Raw genomic sequence first — 15,899 nt, 5'->3', positions numbered from 1 at the left:
TTATTTTTTTCCGATGAACGTATATGCCACGCCTAGGTTGAAAGTTTGCCGCGGACCTACCCTGTAAGTTTTACCATAGGCAGATTGCTCTCCGGTAGTGGCATACAACTGGTCCCCTACATTCATACAGTTCAGCCAGCACTCAAATCCTTTATAGGCATATCCCACCCTTGCATTAAACAGGTTATAGCCATTGTATAAAGAAGTGTTGGCGGGATCCATATAATACTTACTGATATGCTGCCATTCAGCGCCGAGCCTGAAACCGTTTAACAGCGCAGGTTTCCACGTAACTTCTGTATTCGTGATCCATTTGGGCGCACCGCTCATCTGGTTGTTATTGTATACTTTACTGCCATCCGCATAAGCTTTAAAAATATGTTCTGCGTAAGTGCCGCTGGCGCGGACGAACAAGCTACGCAACGGTGTGTATTTTACGTTCCACTCTACCCCGCTGTGTGTGGTAGCGCCGGTATTCCGGTTTTCATACACCCCATCCGCATTTCTTACGCTGATAATTTCATTGGTGCCATTCATGCGGTAAATACTCAGATCGGCATAACCTTTCTGCTGAGCAAAGGCAAACCAGCCGCCGGCTTCATAGTTCTGATAAGTAGCTGATTTCAGTACCGGTACTTTTACACCTGTATACAATTCTGAAATATTGGGCGGCGCAAAACCTACACTATAATTTGCATACAAACCGCGGTTTTTACCGAGGTTGTAAGTGAGTCCCAGCTTAGGCGTAAGCGCATTAAAATTATTCCGTTCGCTGGGCGCGCCGGTATAGGCTGATGGTGTAAGGTGGTTTTCGAAATTATAATCCATGCGATCATAACGTAAAGCAGCTACCACCCTCATTGCCGGCCATGGAGAAAATTCGAATTGCGTGTATACGGCGCTGTTAAGCAATCCTACCCGGTAATCTGTGAGCAGGGAATCTGTGTTCCGGTAGCTCGTATAATAACCTGCGGCATCTTTTGTAATATCAATATAGTTGGCCACGTAGGTAGCAGGACTGTAATCGGCGCTTACTCCCGCAATGAGTGCTGCCTGTTTCCAGCCGAATTGTTTTTTGTGTTGTGCAATAATGCCATAGCTGTTAAAGCCGTCGCTGTTGATTTGTCCGCCTGCTTTGAGAGTACCTCTTATATCCCTGATGGCATAAAAGGGATTTTGCCCGATGGTATTATTACGGAAGAAGGCGGTAAAGGTAGTATGGTTGCTGTTATCCCATTCATGTTCCAGCGTACTGCGTACACGTAATGCCTTTACTTCCCGGTAGGTAAATGTTTGAAAGCTGCGGTAATCTTTTGCAAAGAAATGGGCGCTGTCGAGGCCACCGGTTTGATCTGTTTTATAGTTGATGAGTGTGGCGGCATTGGTCCATTTATTCTTTTCATTGACCTGGTAATCCACTTTCGCGGTGAGCGCCAGTTTATGAAAATCGCTGTGATCCATATAACCATTGGTTTGGTTGGCGTAATAGCCGCTCACTGCAAATCCAACTTTCTTCACGGTATTGGATACGCTGAAATCTGTTCTTTTGTATCCCCAATTGCTGCCTTCCAGTTGTATCCGGGCGGTAGGCACCAAGGTTGGCGAAGCCGTGATGAAATTAACGGCGCCGCCTACCGCTTCGCTTCCATACAAAGAAGAGGCCGGCCCGCGGATCACTTCCACTGTTTTCAATGCGGCCATATTAATTTCAATCAGCGCATTATGGTTAAAGTCGCCGATGGTTCTGATGGGAATACCATCTTCCAGGTAAAGGAACAGGCTTTTATACCCGATGGGCTGGCGGATCGCCATGGTATGCTGTTCGTTGCCCAGGTCTACCATGTATACGCCGCTCACTTTATTCAGTACTTTATCCAGCGTGGTGGCTTTGGTTTCACTCAGTGTTTGGGCAGATATAGTACTGATAGCTACTGGTGCTTCCGAGCGTTGCTGCTTATCGCGCGAAGATGATACGATGATCTCATTCAGGCTGGTAGTGCTCTGGCGCAGGTAGATCACGGGCATTCCGGCCGCTGTTTCAGCGGGTATTTGCACAGGTACATATCCCACGTAAGATATTTCTATGGAGTCTGCAGCAGCAGCTGTTAATTCATATTTCCCCTGGGCATTGGTATTACATCCGTTGCCGGCATGCAATAGTCTTACGTTCACACCTGGCAGGGCTTCTTTCGTTTGTGCATCTGCCACGCGCCCATGTATCTGCTGTGCATAACTGTTAGCAACAGCCATGCATGCAATGAGGAGTAAACAACATTGTTTCATGTATATATATCATTGACTGTTCGCCGGTGGCGAACAGGGTTAGTCAGGTAGTATAAGTTCCAAAAATCAGGCTACTACCAGCTGTGGCGGGTGGAAAACGGAAAGAATCAGTGTGTACGGGTGGGGAGCTTTATAATATGAAGTAAAAACGAGCTGATTAACGGGGGGCGTGGTGTGGAAAGATTGTAACGTTTCTACGAACATCACCTCATATTTATCTTTCCCGGTATTATTATTTTTGTCCTGTTGAGCGTCCCGGTCGAGCTCTTTTTTGAGATGGCAGCGGCCGTTACAGTGCATCTGGGGCTTATTCTTATTTTCACAAAGAACGCTGGCGATATAGGACTGGTTTACTTTAAACTGCACAAAAACCACACTCCTGCTGAAGTTTTGTAACAGCAGGCCCAGAAATATGCATATAATACCCAATCCTTTCACGCCGCAAACCTAGTAAATAATTACCATTCCCCTGCCAGGAAAAAACGGATTTATAGTTAGATAAACGGGACAGTTGCTGCCGTTATCCATCTAACTATAAATCCGTAAAATATTTTTATTACCTACTGTGATAATACAAACCGGAAGGTAATACCGCCGCTGGTGCTGGTTATCGGGTAAGCGGTAGAGATAACCGGTATGGTTTGCCGACGGTCGTAGAAGAAGCGTAAGTTCAGGCGGTTATTCACCACATAATCGATAGAAGGTGAAATGCCCACTACTTTCTGGCCGCTGGTAGGAATAGACAGGTCGGCATCCAGGCGGTTATTGGCCGTTTTATCGTCCCGGAAGCTCAGATCCAGCCGGAAGTTCATATCGTTTTGCAGTTTCTTGCCACCATTTTTACTGAATGAGAATGGCATCTGAACGCCTCGCACCCTATAGCCGGCCCCAATGATGATTTCGCTGGAGCGTACTTCTGTGAGCTGGTAATCGATAAGGCTCAAACTGAGGGAACGGCTCTTTCTGAATTCCACTCTCGCATTCAGGCTGTTCACAAAAGTCAGGTCCACACCCAGTAACGGGGAGAACGATTCTATAAGCGTGAGATTAGGTACCAGGAAATAAGGGAAATAATTTCCGGATATAGTATCCCTGAACGCCGGGAACCCGGTGAGCCGCGGATCTTCAAAATACATGGATGTATTATAGGAGTTCATGCTCAGCGTACCGGTGTAGGCATGCCTGATGGTAAAATTGGTAAGGAAGGAACGGAATGGTTCCAGCTTGGTTAAACCATTGTAGGTAATACTCCAGTTCGGTTTTGGAATATAATTACTGAATGGATTGCTCTTCACATTATCATTGCCTTGTTTCAGCAGTGATACCTTATCCGGGTCGGCGCCGGTATATGCCGCCAGGAAGGCCGGTATCAGCACGTCCTGCGCATACCTTGTATAACCGTAAGCATAAGCCGGATCTTTAGGATCGGTGGCTGGTACGCCCGGATCTTTATTGTATGGATTGGCGGCGCCCAGTCGTTTTGAAATGGCGTTGCGGTATGATTCAAAGTTGCGGAAGGTTTGTGAAATACCATCCGACGTATTGATTTTACCGAACATGGTTTTGATGGCGATGTAAGTAATTTCAAAACCGCCGGCATCATATGGACTCAGGTGCTGGAAGTCTGTTGGATCTGTGAGATTTTTGAACAGTTCCGTATGTGTTTTGGTAAACGACTTCGTCATGGTCAGATCAATACGCAGATCGTTTAGCGGTTCCAGCTGGGCCTGTAAGTCCCATCTTTGTGTAAACTGTTGTTGTGCCTGGATATTAAACATGGTATCCGGGGTAATGAGTCCTTTCTGGGCAAACCTGTCGAGCCATTTCCTGTCGGGCTGGTAACCAAATACGAAGTTCAGTCCCGGCGCCATGGTGGCCCAGTTCATACCAATAATTTTGGTACTATCGATATAACCTGGCAAACGGGTACCGGCATTTTCATTGTAGTTAAACCCGATCCGTTTCAGCATCATCAATGGTTTCAGCAGTCCTTTTACCCACGGTGAAATTTCGCTGGAAGAAGCGGTCTGGTTCTGATTGGACTGTTGATTGCCGGTGTTGTTTTTATTATTGTTATTATTATTCTGATTGTTGTTATTCTGTGGTTTCCTCGCATTTATTTCGCGCAGGAATTTCGATTTGTTATAGAGTTCCGTGAATTTGAATTCCGCCGTCAGTGTTTTCTGCTGGGAGTTTTCGATCGCGTTACCGAGGTATAAGGCCAGCTGGGAGGCGCCTGTCCACCGGTATTCCGTGCTGTAACCAAATGCGATGTTGGTCCAGCTGAGTGCGGGGAACTTCGACGTAGGTAATGTATACGTGAAGTTGGCGTTGTGCATGTAGTTGGTATTACGTCCGCCTTTGAAGAAGTTACTGCGCACCGTATCTTTTTTCGCTGAGTTATTGATACGTCCGGCGGGTTCGTCGATGCGTGCGTTATTTACTGCGTTGAATTCAAAATTGATACTACGGGTAAGATCCCATTTAACGGTGTAGTACCGGTCGAACGTAAAATATTTATTATAGGTTTCCGGGAGTTTGTATTTCACGTCGCCGCCTACATTACGTACGCGGGTAACGCCAAACTGCCTGGAAATATCTGCCCTGAAGCTCAGGATAGAGGGTACGTAGTTGACATTGAAATCCCGTATCAGGTCGAGCCAGTGCGTTTTACTTTTGATCAGTTTCTTAAACGGTTCCAGGTAATGCGGCTGACCGGCATAATTATATCCCAGGCCTCCCCTGTGTTTGGTGAGCATATCATTTTCAATCAGGGGATTGTGCCGCAGGATCTGGGAGAAGGAGTAGCTGATATCAAAATTTTCCACATCCCAGAGGTGTCGTTTTCCGCCGCCGCCCAGGTTGAGTTTCCGGACGTTGGTGAAGTTGAGACTTTTGATAGAGGTGAAGTCCTGTGCATCGCGCCGGATAGAATCTTTTTCCCGCCGGCTTCTGGCCAGGGCAATTTTATCTTTCAGTTTTATATCCAGGTCGTAAGGATCATATTCCGGGTTGCTGGCCGACTGTGAGTAACCGGCATATACGGGGATGGAGATACCTGCTTTCTTTGGCAGCAGTTTACCCAGATCCAGGTTGGCTGCGGCATCGTATTGCAGGAAGTTATCGCGGAACCGCTCATTTACACGCTGATCAATATTTCCGAAGCCGGCGGTATGCATGTTACCGGAAACAGAGATCGATCCCAGATCGGAGAGTTGCACATCCACCCTTGCCAATGCGGCGTATCCGCCTTTCTCATCGAAATCGGAGAGGCGCAGTTCATCCAGCCATACTTCCGCGCAGCGGGGCTGGCCATCATCTTTGGGGTTCTGGATACCGATCATCATGGTGCGGGCATCTCCCAGGCTGGGGTTACCGATTACCGTCATAAAGTTTCCGTACTGATCGGCTACCGGGTTAGCAGGATAAGGCAACAGCGGTGAACAGGAGTCGCACATGTTGCGTTGCTGTTTCAGGGTGCTGAGCTGCGACATGAGCAGGTCGAGGTTATTACGTTCCGGCCAGATGTCGAGCGCTGTTTTAGGGCCGTTCCAATCCGTTACTTTCAGCGGGATGCGGTATTCATAATAGTTACTTACAAAGTCGCTACCGATACGGATTACCGCCTGTACCTGTCCATCTTTCAGGGCTGTAGCGGCGCCTACCGCTTCGGCGTGAATATACATCTGCAGTTTTTTATACTGGCGCAGATCCATATTCAGTGTTTTGTACAATGCGCGGATTTCCCCATCCTGCAGGTTACATAGCTGAACAGACAACGACTGTTCATTCAGTTGCAGGGTGGTGTTATTGGTGCTGATGGTATTTTGCCGTACTACTCCCGGTGGTAATACGTATGGTATTGGTGTACGGGAAGAGTTTTCTTCAATATTAACAGCAGATGAATTAAAGGTAGTGGTATTATCCAGCGGGATAGGATCACCCGGACGCAGTTCGTACATATAACGGCGCCATTGGTTACGTACCAGTTCCAGTTTACCAAAACGCACTACGATGGAGTCGTTAAAGTTGGTAAGGAACATACGCATAAACCGGATGGATTTGAAATCCGGTATGCTGCCTATTTTAGCATTGTACTGGTTCAGCGGTACTTTGAACTGGTACCACGTTTCTGTTGTTTTCTGGTTATTGGGCAATGTCACATCTGCCTCTACTTTATCCACAATAAAGTTGGAACCTACCGCCATATTGGGTTTCAGATCTACCCTATATTGGAAATATTCCTCTGTTTCATTCATGGTATTATCCCGGTTCAGGTCTTCTGACTCAGGAATATTGGTAGCCGCGGAGGAGAATTGTGATTTCGGGTCAGACACCGGGGAATTACCTTCCGGGTTGCTGTAATTTTTATAACGCTGCAGGATGGTGAGACCATTATATACCGGATCGCGGTAATGTTTATAGTCATCATTGGCCGGATCCTGTACGGCGTGGTTATATACGGGGCTGCCGCCGAAATTTTGTCTCAGCGTATCCATGTATCCTTTAAAGAAGGCCCCTTCGTCCTGTGACTTCAAGCCGTCGTAACCCACATCCTGGTAGTTACGGATATTGGGATCGTTATCAAAGGCCTGGGTGATCTGCTGCTGGAACTTAGGTACGCGGCCCCATTTGGAAGAATCGATCTTATTCGGGTCCTGGCGGGGATCGGGCATTCCGTTTTCAAAGAACTTTTTGGAGTCTTTGAGGATATCTTCCGACACATTACCGAGGTTGAAATACAGGGAACCACCGGTGCTGTTGGGCTGTTTGATAAAGGGGTCCTGTATCCAGAATTCAATGTATTCTATATTGGCTGTTTCAAAATCACTGTTGTCAATAGCCCTCATGATACCACCCCATTTACCCTGTGGCCGTGCCAGGTGACCATTATTGTCCATGGCAATGGGGGTATTGGTAAAGTTATAAGGACCTCTTTCAGTAGGATAGTAAGCCAGATCGAGTGTGCTCAGCTGGCTTTGCCCGAAATCGGTAGACCTGTTCTTGAACACTTCTTTCTGGTATACCAGCCTTACCCGCGGGTCCGACTGATCATCTACCGAAATACCTGCCGGCAGGTTGGGGGACTTTGGTAACTGGAGGGTAGGTTCAATGATATACCAGGCCAGTTTTGCCCTGTTTTTTCCGTAATCCAGTATATTATTCAATTCTGCTTCCGGGAACATTACCCTGCCGCTGGCGTCTGTAGCGCCTTTTGGCGTAGAGGCGAGCGCCCAGCTGGTAGCAGGGAACTTCAGGTCGTAGCCACTTTTTACACCTTCGAAGTCGTCGATATAGGCGGTACCGCTTTTGCTGCCGGGTTCATTTACCAGTTTACTGTGGCCCGGGAATAAGCGGGCTACCTCACCGGTGAACAGGATATTGGAAGGGGAAGTGCTGTTATAGTTGGGCAGTTTATCCAGGAAGCGGTTAAGTCCTTTCCATTCGGAGGCGTAGTTTGCGTCCACGCCCACCATTGTATTTTTAATGGGGTCTTCGCCATAGTTCACCTTTTGGTAATAGGGTCTTTCGCTCATGCGCACCACAGTACCTCCGAGACTTAACTTATCATTTACGAGATAGTCCAGGCGGGTACCAAAATAGTTCCGGACCTGTTGCCCGAACAGGGAGTTATTTTCAAACTGCACGTTGATCGGTACGCCGGAATTGAGTACGCCTCCGTTGATAATTTTCAGACGTCCGAGGTTATAATCAATGATATAGTCCACATTTTCGCGGAGTTGCTGGCCGCCGGCGGTTACTACCACTGATCCTGGCGGGATGGTGGTGCCGGAACCAAGGTTGATTTCCGAGCTGCTGGCCGATTTATAGGAGCCCCTGATCACGTACCGGTTCAGCTGCGGGAATTGTTGGGCTATAACTTTGATGGAATCGTATAATACGTTGTAGAGATATTGTTTTTCCAGGCTGGCGTCGCCGTTAAATGCTTTTTTCAATCCGTCGGCAAAGGGTTCCAGTACGGGGAACATGATTTTACCCGACAGGGAATTGATCGTATAGCCTTCCACGTAGTCGAACACGCCATCCGGCTGTGGATCCAGCTGGTTATTGAGGCGGTCGAGGTTCAGGATGGTGATGATGGGTGCGCCGGCGTAGTCGCCTTTGGCATCGGGGATATACCGCTTATCGCTGGGAGGCCTTCCTTCGGCGCCTGGATCCTTATAATATACGTCCATGCGGAAGTCTTCCTTATTTACCTGGAAGGCGCCGGTGGCGTAAATATTTTTCATCATCAGGTCCCATACCGGGAGGGTAGGACGGGCGGAAGTGGCTTTAAGCAATTTGAGGAACAGCACCGGCTGGTTGGCGCTGTTGTTCTGGTCCGGGGGTACATCCTGGGAGAACTCACCTACCTGGTACACCCTTCCGTTGTAGGTATACTGATAGGCTACGGCCAGTACTTCATCCGGTTGCAGTTGTTGGTTAATGGAGATAAAGCCCAGTTGCCTGTTGTAGGTGTATTCGGTAGAATCGAGTTTACGGGCGAATGTTTTTTCGAACTCTGACACCGGCTGCAGGCCGATATTGAGCAGGCGGCTCACCACTGTTCCGGTATTCCGGCTGCCCGGATCGCTGATCAGTTTTGAATAGAGGTCGTTGGTTCCTCTATCCGGCAGCTTGGAGCTGGTGAGTACGGTGATATCATCCTTATTATAAGGTTCCTGTTCCGCCAGGTCCATCAAACCAACGATGTCGCGGGTTTGGGTAGTGGCGCCGGTTTTATTGGTGACCCATACTTCCAGCCTGGTGATATTGACCAGTGACTTGATCACCGGCAGGTTAGACATGGCGCTGTTGAAGTTATTGCGGAAGTATTGTGCCAGCAGGAAGTGGCGGTTATCTTCGTATTCATCGGCTCTCAGGTTATAGTCCTGTACCTGGGTACCGCCTTTGAGCATGAGGTTTTGTTTCTGCGACTTCTGATTGGAGAGTACACTGGTAACGGTTAAGCGGCCGAACTGCAACTGTGTTTTCACCCCGAAAAGCGACTGGATACCGGATATGAGGGTACTGCGCAGGGGAAAGCTGACATTACCGGCTTCAATTTTCTTGATAATTTCATCGTTATAGCCGGTGTACTCCAGTTTTACCTGGTTTTCAAAATCGAACTGTGACTGGGTATTATAGTTGGTGATGAGTTTCAGTTTATCCCCGATTTTGCCAACTACGTTCATGTTGATGCCCATATCAAAATTAAACCCGCCGTTTTTCCTGGCTTGTTCCACCAGCACGGGGTTTTTGATATTCTGGCCCTGGTATCCGAAAGTGAGGTCCAGGCTACCTTGCGGGCGGATATCCACTTTGCTGCCTCCGAAGATACGGTCAAACAGGTTGTTGCCATTGTACAGGGTGGGACCATTGGCGCGTTGGTTCAGGTTACCGAGTGCGCTGGCTCTTTTCTGCCAGTAGTCCTGTTCACTTTGTTTGGATTGCAGTTTATAGAACTCGTCGAAGTTCATATAGGTAGGGTTACGGTAATACTGGTTACCTATTTTTTCGGTAACGGTGTATTGTTTGGTAACCGGATCATATTCTACTGACTTGTTGATATTGGAAGGGTCCTTGAGATCAATAGCATTCCCTGACCCCTGATCCGTTATTTTGGGGCCGCGTCTGTCTTGAAGGGGGTATTTCAAGGTATCTTTTTTCCCGGTAGTATCGATTTTGGTTTGAGGAGTAATGGTGGTATCCGGTTTCCATCTACTTCTCGATAATTTCAGATTCCCAGAACGATCCCTAGCGGCAGTATCAACAATGATAAAAGATACAATTGCTGTCACTACAAATGCACCATAGTATGTCTTTCTTGCCAAGAAAAATAGGTTTTATAGAGGATTTTATTTACTTCTTATAACGTTTTCAGAGCCTTCTTTATCAGTTCTTCCAAATTTTGCAATAGCGGCTCGGTTTTCATGACCTTCTGGATAGATGATTCTGCCATACCCCGGGCTATCCCCAGAGTTATCAGAGCATTTAACGCATCTTCGTGGATTGTATTGTTCACGTTTGCAGATAAATGTATACCGGTATCCTTATGCTTCGTCAATTTGTCTTTGAGTTCCAGGATGATTCTTTTGGCTGTTTTCGCACCGATCCCTTTCACGCTTTCTAGCATTTTTTCATTTTCCATCATGATAGCGCGTTGTACATCTTCCGGTTGTAAGGACGACAACATCATGCGCGCGGTACTCGCACCTACCCCTGAAACACTGATCAGCAGCAGAAAAAGGCTTCTTTCTGCTTCTTCAAAAAAACCATATAACGTGTGTGCATCTTCTTTAATCTGGAGGAAGGTCAACAGTTTGCAACTTTCCATATTCTGTATACGGGAATATGTATTCAGGCTAATCTGTACTTCATAACCGATTCCATTCACATCCATATGAACAAGAGCAGGTGATTTATATGCTAATTTACCATTCAGATAAGCAATCATACGAGGTAAAGGTTCAGTAAATTAATTAAACTTTTGGAAAATGGTTAATAATGTATCCGGGAAAACCGGGGCAAAGATGCTAACTTTTAACGGATTGACAATCCCTAATATTTGTCATATGCGACTTTTTTAGGAAATATACGTTTATATCGTATTTTTACGCCTCGTTTTAAACACATATTTAGTTTATATGAATAAAATAACGGCCGCTATTACAGCGGTGGGTGGGTATGTTCCCGATTACGTGCTAACCAACCAGGAATTAGAAAAATTAGTAGATACAACGAACGACTGGATATTAACCCGGACGGGCATTTCGGAGAGAAGGATATTGAAGGGAGAAGGGAAAGGTACTTCTGATTTGTGTGTTCCGGTAGCATTGGAAATCTGCAAAAAGAGAGGAATTTCCCCCGAAGAAATCGATCTGTTGATTGTGGCCACCGTAACCCCTGATATGACTTTTCCCGCTACTGCCAACGTGGTAACCGACAAAATTGGCGCTAAAAACGCTTTTGGCTTTGATATCAGCGCTGCCTGTTCCGGCTTTTTATATGCCCTGGAAACCGGCGCCCGGTTCATTGAAAGTGGCCGTTACGCCAAAGTAATGGTCATCGGGGCCGACAAAATGAGTTCTATCATTGATTATACCGACAGAACCACCTGTATCATCTTTGGCGATGGCGCCGGTGGCGTATTGCTGGAAGCCAATACAGAAGGTTTCGGGTTAATTGACAGCATCCTGAAAAGTGATGGTCACGGCCGTGAATACCTCCACATGAAGGCCGGCGGCTCTGTAAAACCTGCCACCATTGAAACCGTAAACAACCGCGAACACTACGTATACCAGGAAGGTAAAATGGTGTTTAAATACGCCGTTTCCAACATGGCGGAAGCCGCGAAGGATGTAATGGAACGCAATAACCTTACCTCAAACGATATTTCATGGCTGGTACCCCACCAGGCGAACAAACGTATCATTGCGGCTACTTCCCAATACATCAATGTACCGGATGAGAAAGTAATGATGAATATTCATCGCTATGGTAACACTACCGCGGGCACTATTCCTTTATGCCTGTGGGATTACGAAAAGCAGCTTAAAAAAGGCGACAACGTAATGATGGCTGCCTTTGGCGGCGGATTCACCTGGGGCGCCAACTACATCAAGTGGGCGTACGACGGCGATCAATACGGCAAATAACCTTACTCCCGATATTACAACGGATAACAGTGACGGATCACCCGCAGCTGTTATCCGTTTGTGTTTTTTACGCCTTCCAGCACGGCCGTAAACACCAGGTACCGTCCTTCACTGGCGGTAGCCAATACAGTCCCTTTCATCTTTTCCATAAAATCCCGGGTAATAGCGTAGCTAAGGGCATACATATCGTACTGCCAGCAGGCCAGTTGCTGCAAGATCTCTTCTGTAGCAGGGCCGGCATCGGCAATGATGCGGATATATACTGCCCCTTCGTTGTTCCAGGCCGACAAGATCAGCAGGCTGCCCGGCTGTGCATACTGTATGGAAAGCCGCAGCAGGTGCAGCTGTGCTATACGGAGCATTTCCGGATCCGCCATTACCACCGCCCCTTCCGGCAGCAGGTTAACTACCACCAGTATTTTTTCCTTTACAGCAGCCGCTGTTTGTTTTAATACCTGCCGGAAGATATCACTCAGCTGGCAATGTGTTCCCTGATAAGCAAACCCCGACAACTGCATGCGGATCCACATTAAAATGTTGTCAAATACACAGAGTGTGTTACCGGATACCGACGCAATTTCCCTGATCAAAGCAGCCATGGCGGGCTGGCCGGCCTCCTGATTCCGCAGCTTCATGGCCACCTCCGAAATATAATACAGCGGTGCGCGGAAGTCGTTGGCGATGATGGTAATCAGCTTGTTCTTAAACTCATCATTTGCCCGCAGGGCCACATTTTTAAGCGATACCTGTGTATAACTGTCTGAAATGGCATCTTCCTGTTCCTGCCAGGTGATGTATTGCCGGTATCTGCTGTAAAGCAGGATAAACAGCAGGATCACAATAATAAACAGGCCCGCTATTACAAACTGGCTATGCTTTTTCCGCAACTGCACCTGTTCCAGCTCCAGTTGTTGCTGCCTATTGCTGCGCGACAGCTGTTGCAGGGATTGTTCTTTTAAGAAGAAGGCCATGTAATTAATAGGATCCTTTCCCTGCTGGTAGCGGTGTTGCGCGGCCAGCCGCATGATTTCCCGGCTGTAATAACCGGTTTTCACAACGTTGTTATGCCGTTGGTAGTAGTCGTACAACCCCGCCAGCACCGGCAGGTTCAGCTCAATGCATCCTGCTTTTTTTGCCAGCTCATAAGACAGCTCCCGGTAACGGGTAGAATCTGTATGGTAGCCGAGCCGGTGATAGTCTTCCAACCGGTTATAAATATCCATGGCCACATAGGGCAGTCCCCTGTTCAATGCAGCAGCAGCCAGGTTGTTGATCCTGGCCTCTGCCTCTTTTCCACGTCCCTGTATTACCAGCGTATCTGCTGCGTAAGCGTCGATGTACAACGGCAACCGGCTTTGCGGATACTTCTTACTGATACGCGCAGCTGTTTGTAATGCCCATTGTACGGAGTCCTTACGGGTACTATCCCTGTAAAAACGCATCGCGTAATTTACCAATAGTATACTGTAGATAGAATCCTGCGATGCGGGGAGCCTGGCAGCCATATGAAAGGCTTCATAGAAATAGTTATTGGCATCTGCCGGCCGGCCCATATTCCGGTAATAGAGATACAGGTTGCTCAGTGTTTTAGCGATGCGGGCACTGTCTGATGACGCTTTATGCAGCCGCAGTGCTTCGTAGCCATAAATGCCGGCTACATTAAAATCTGTTCTCAGGGCGTAGCAGAAACTCATTACATCGCAGGCGTCTGCCAGGCCTTGTTTATACTGCCATCGTCCGGCCATTTCATATTCCCTGATGGCATAGATAAAGCTGCTGTCGAGGTTAATCATCATGTACAGCGCCCCGAGTTTCCCCAGGGTGTTGATATAAGCGATGCTATCCTGCTGAACAGACAACTCATGCAGCAATTCCGGCAGCTGCGGACTTTGGGGAACAGCACGCTGTGCAGTGCACAACAATGCGAGCGCCAGCAACGTGGCGGATACCCTGCGTTGGTAATATGAGTTGTTTATGCTGCGCGTCATGCTGTTTCCGGTGATTCCGGCAGCTGATAGTAAAAGGTGCTGCCTTCCTCATAATTGTTTTCCGCCTTTATTTTTCCGTTCATTTTATCTATAAAATCCTTGCAGATGATGAGTGCCAGCCCGGCGCCTTTCCCTGCACGTTCGGGCTCGCTGGTGTGGCTGTTCCAGTTAAAGAGATGCGGCAGTACAGCGGCATCGATGCCGGAGCCTTCATCAGCAAAAGAAACCGTAAGCCAGTTATTTTTACGTATAGCCTTAATTGTTATTACGCCATAGTCGGGCGAAAATTTAACTGCATTATGCAAAAAATTCCGGTGGATGAACTGCAACATTTCATAGTCTGCCTGAACGGTGGTACCTGCGGGAATGTCGATCGATAACCGGATGTCTTTCGCCGCAAGTAAATGTTGCAGGGCATTCGCCGTGGCACTGATCATTTCTTCCAGCAGGAATATTTTCGGATGGTACACGAAGCCGGACAATTGGGTACGGATCCATCGTAATATTTCTTCAAAAATAACCAGGGTATCCGAGGCCGTATGTTCCACCTGCACAATCATGCTGGCAGCATCTGTTACGGTGAGCGCTTTTTCATCTATAAACCCTGTGATATTAACGATGTTATACAGGGGTGTTCTGAAATCATGCGCGATCATGGAAATCAGTTTATTCTTAAAGTCGTCGTTATCCTGGAGCGCTTTATTGCCCAGGCGGATCTCTTCCTGCAACGTGGCCATACTGGCGGCATTTTTCCGGGAGAGGCGGTGGGCGCGCACATAGTATGTGAGGAGGACGACGAGCAGGATGGCAATACCCGCAATAATCAGCAGTTGATAATACCAGAAGTGATTTGCGGCTTTATTAAAGCTAAGTTGCTCCCGTTGTGAGTGGTGTTGCAGCCGGAGGGAATCCAGCCATTCATCGCCAAAGGCGTAGGAAAGATAATCTGCTTCGCCGGCCTGCATGTCTTCCTGTTGCTGCTGCATTACGCCGAGGGCGAGGCGGCTGTAACCGTTGGCCTGGGGAGTGTCTCCCGATTGCAGGCAGGTGTTATACAGCCCGGTGATCACGGGAAGCATTAACCCGGTGTATCCGCCTGCTACTGCATAGTCCACCGATTTGCGCTGATATAGCAACGAATCTGCCTTTCTTTGCCAGATACAATAGCCTGTTAGCTGCATGCAGGCGTACATGGCGATGTAATTAAAACCTGCACTGCCGGCCGCGGCCATTGTCTCTTTCAGGGTTTCTTCTGCTTTCCGGGTTTCGCCCGCACGCAGTTGTTCGTGCGCTGCAAATAAGCGGGTGTATAAAATACCCGGGGCGTCGTTATACCTGTGTGTGAGGTTGATGGCCTGTTTCAGTGCTTTTTGTGCAACGGGTAAAGCGGTGGAATCCGATTCATTAATAAGGTAGTAACTAACCAGTACCCATGCCCGCAGGGAGTCTAACCCTGCATCCCAGGCAACTTTCAGTGCCTTGTTGATATAGTGCTGCGCTTCCACATGTTTTTGCTGGTATTGATAAAAGGTGCCAATATTCATCAGTGACACGGTAACCCCTGCGGAGTCGCCGGCAGCGCGGCAGGCAGCCAGTGCATTGTCATAAAAGAGAAAGGAAAGATACCGGTGGGGTCTCAGGGCATAGTACCGGCCCATGCCCCGTAATGCGTCGCGTTGTCCTTTGCTGTAATGGATACGCTCCGACAGTTCGTTGGCGCGCCTGGCATCTGCCCCGCTGCTGTCCAGCTGGCGCGGCAGATACAACGATGATATCCTGTTTAACGCATCTGCATAGTCCGCACTGTCCGTTAACCGTGGTAACGCATGCTTAATTGCTACAATATCATTGTGCTGGGCGCACAATGTCCGCGAAATAAAAAGCAGGGCACACAGGCCCATACGGCGTAAACATGACATAAAAGGGAATCAGCGGCCTGTAAAATAATTTTATTTACAGTCCCTGCTTC

7 protein-coding genes are annotated in these 15,899 nt (G+C 47.9%); 1 reads left to right on the top strand and 6 read right to left on the bottom strand.

Annotation, left to right across the window (positions count from 1 at the left end):
• From AB6805_RS10285 to ruvA, 4 genes are all read right to left on the bottom strand, one after another.
• Complete coding sequence (locus AB6805_RS10285; RefSeq protein WP_370909337.1) at positions 1-2,283, bottom strand: TonB-dependent receptor; 2,283 nt, start codon at positions 2,281-2,283, stop codon at positions 1-3.
• A gap of 66 nt (positions 2,284-2,349) precedes the next feature.
• Entirely contained in the window at positions 2,350-2,721 is a 372-nt protein-coding gene (locus AB6805_RS10280) for a hypothetical protein (RefSeq protein WP_370909336.1), read from the bottom strand.
• A gap of 122 nt (positions 2,722-2,843) precedes the next feature.
• Complete coding sequence (gene sprA / locus AB6805_RS10275; RefSeq protein WP_370909335.1) at positions 2,844-10,118, bottom strand: cell surface protein SprA; 7,275 nt, start codon at positions 10,116-10,118, stop codon at positions 2,844-2,846.
• Between the two features lie 35 nt (positions 10,119-10,153).
• Positions 10,154-10,741 (bottom strand): Holliday junction branch migration protein RuvA, encoded by a 588-nt coding sequence (gene ruvA / locus AB6805_RS10270; protein ID WP_370909334.1) that lies wholly within the window; start codon positions 10,739-10,741, stop codon positions 10,154-10,156.
• A gap of 190 nt (positions 10,742-10,931) precedes the next feature.
• Between ruvA and AB6805_RS10265 the strand changes: the two genes are divergently transcribed.
• A complete protein-coding gene (locus AB6805_RS10265; protein ID WP_370909333.1) occupies positions 10,932-11,942 on the top strand; it encodes a beta-ketoacyl-ACP synthase III in 1,011 nt (336 codons plus the stop codon).
• Between the two features lie 50 nt (positions 11,943-11,992).
• Here the strand turns inward: AB6805_RS10265 and AB6805_RS10260 are convergent, their stop codons facing one another.
• Together AB6805_RS10260 and AB6805_RS10255 are read right to left on the bottom strand one after the other, a co-directional pair.
• Positions 11,993-13,930, bottom strand: coding sequence for a sensor histidine kinase (locus tag AB6805_RS10260; RefSeq protein ID WP_370909332.1), 1,938 nt, complete (start codon positions 13,928-13,930; stop codon positions 11,993-11,995).
• Complete coding sequence (locus AB6805_RS10255) at positions 13,927-15,849, bottom strand: sensor histidine kinase (RefSeq protein ID WP_370909331.1); 1,923 nt, start codon at positions 15,847-15,849, stop codon at positions 13,927-13,929. Before AB6805_RS10255 ends, AB6805_RS10260 begins: the two co-directional genes overlap by 4 nt.
• Positions 15,850-15,899 lie beyond the last annotated feature (50 nt).

Source organism: Chitinophaga sp. RCC_12 (assembly GCF_041360695.1).
GTDB lineage: Bacteria > Bacteroidota > Bacteroidia > Chitinophagales > Chitinophagaceae > Chitinophaga.
This window is presented reverse-complemented; position numbering and strand designations above follow the sequence as displayed.

Coding starts and splice junctions, on each gene's coding strand:
- AB6805_RS10285 (WP_370909337.1), bottom strand. CDS start 2,283: ATGAAACAATGTTGTTTACTCCTCATTGCATGCATGGCTGTTGCTAAC.
- ruvA (WP_370909334.1), bottom strand. CDS start 10,741: ATGATTGCTTATCTGAATGGTAAATTAGCATATAAATCACCTGCTCTT.
- AB6805_RS10265 (WP_370909333.1), top strand. CDS start 10,932: ATGAATAAAATAACGGCCGCTATTACAGCGGTGGGTGGGTATGTTCCC.
- AB6805_RS10260 (WP_370909332.1), bottom strand. CDS start 13,930: ATGACGCGCAGCATAAACAACTCATATTACCAACGCAGGGTATCCGCC.
- AB6805_RS10255 (WP_370909331.1), bottom strand. CDS start 15,849: ATGTCATGTTTACGCCGTATGGGCCTGTGTGCCCTGCTTTTTATTTCG.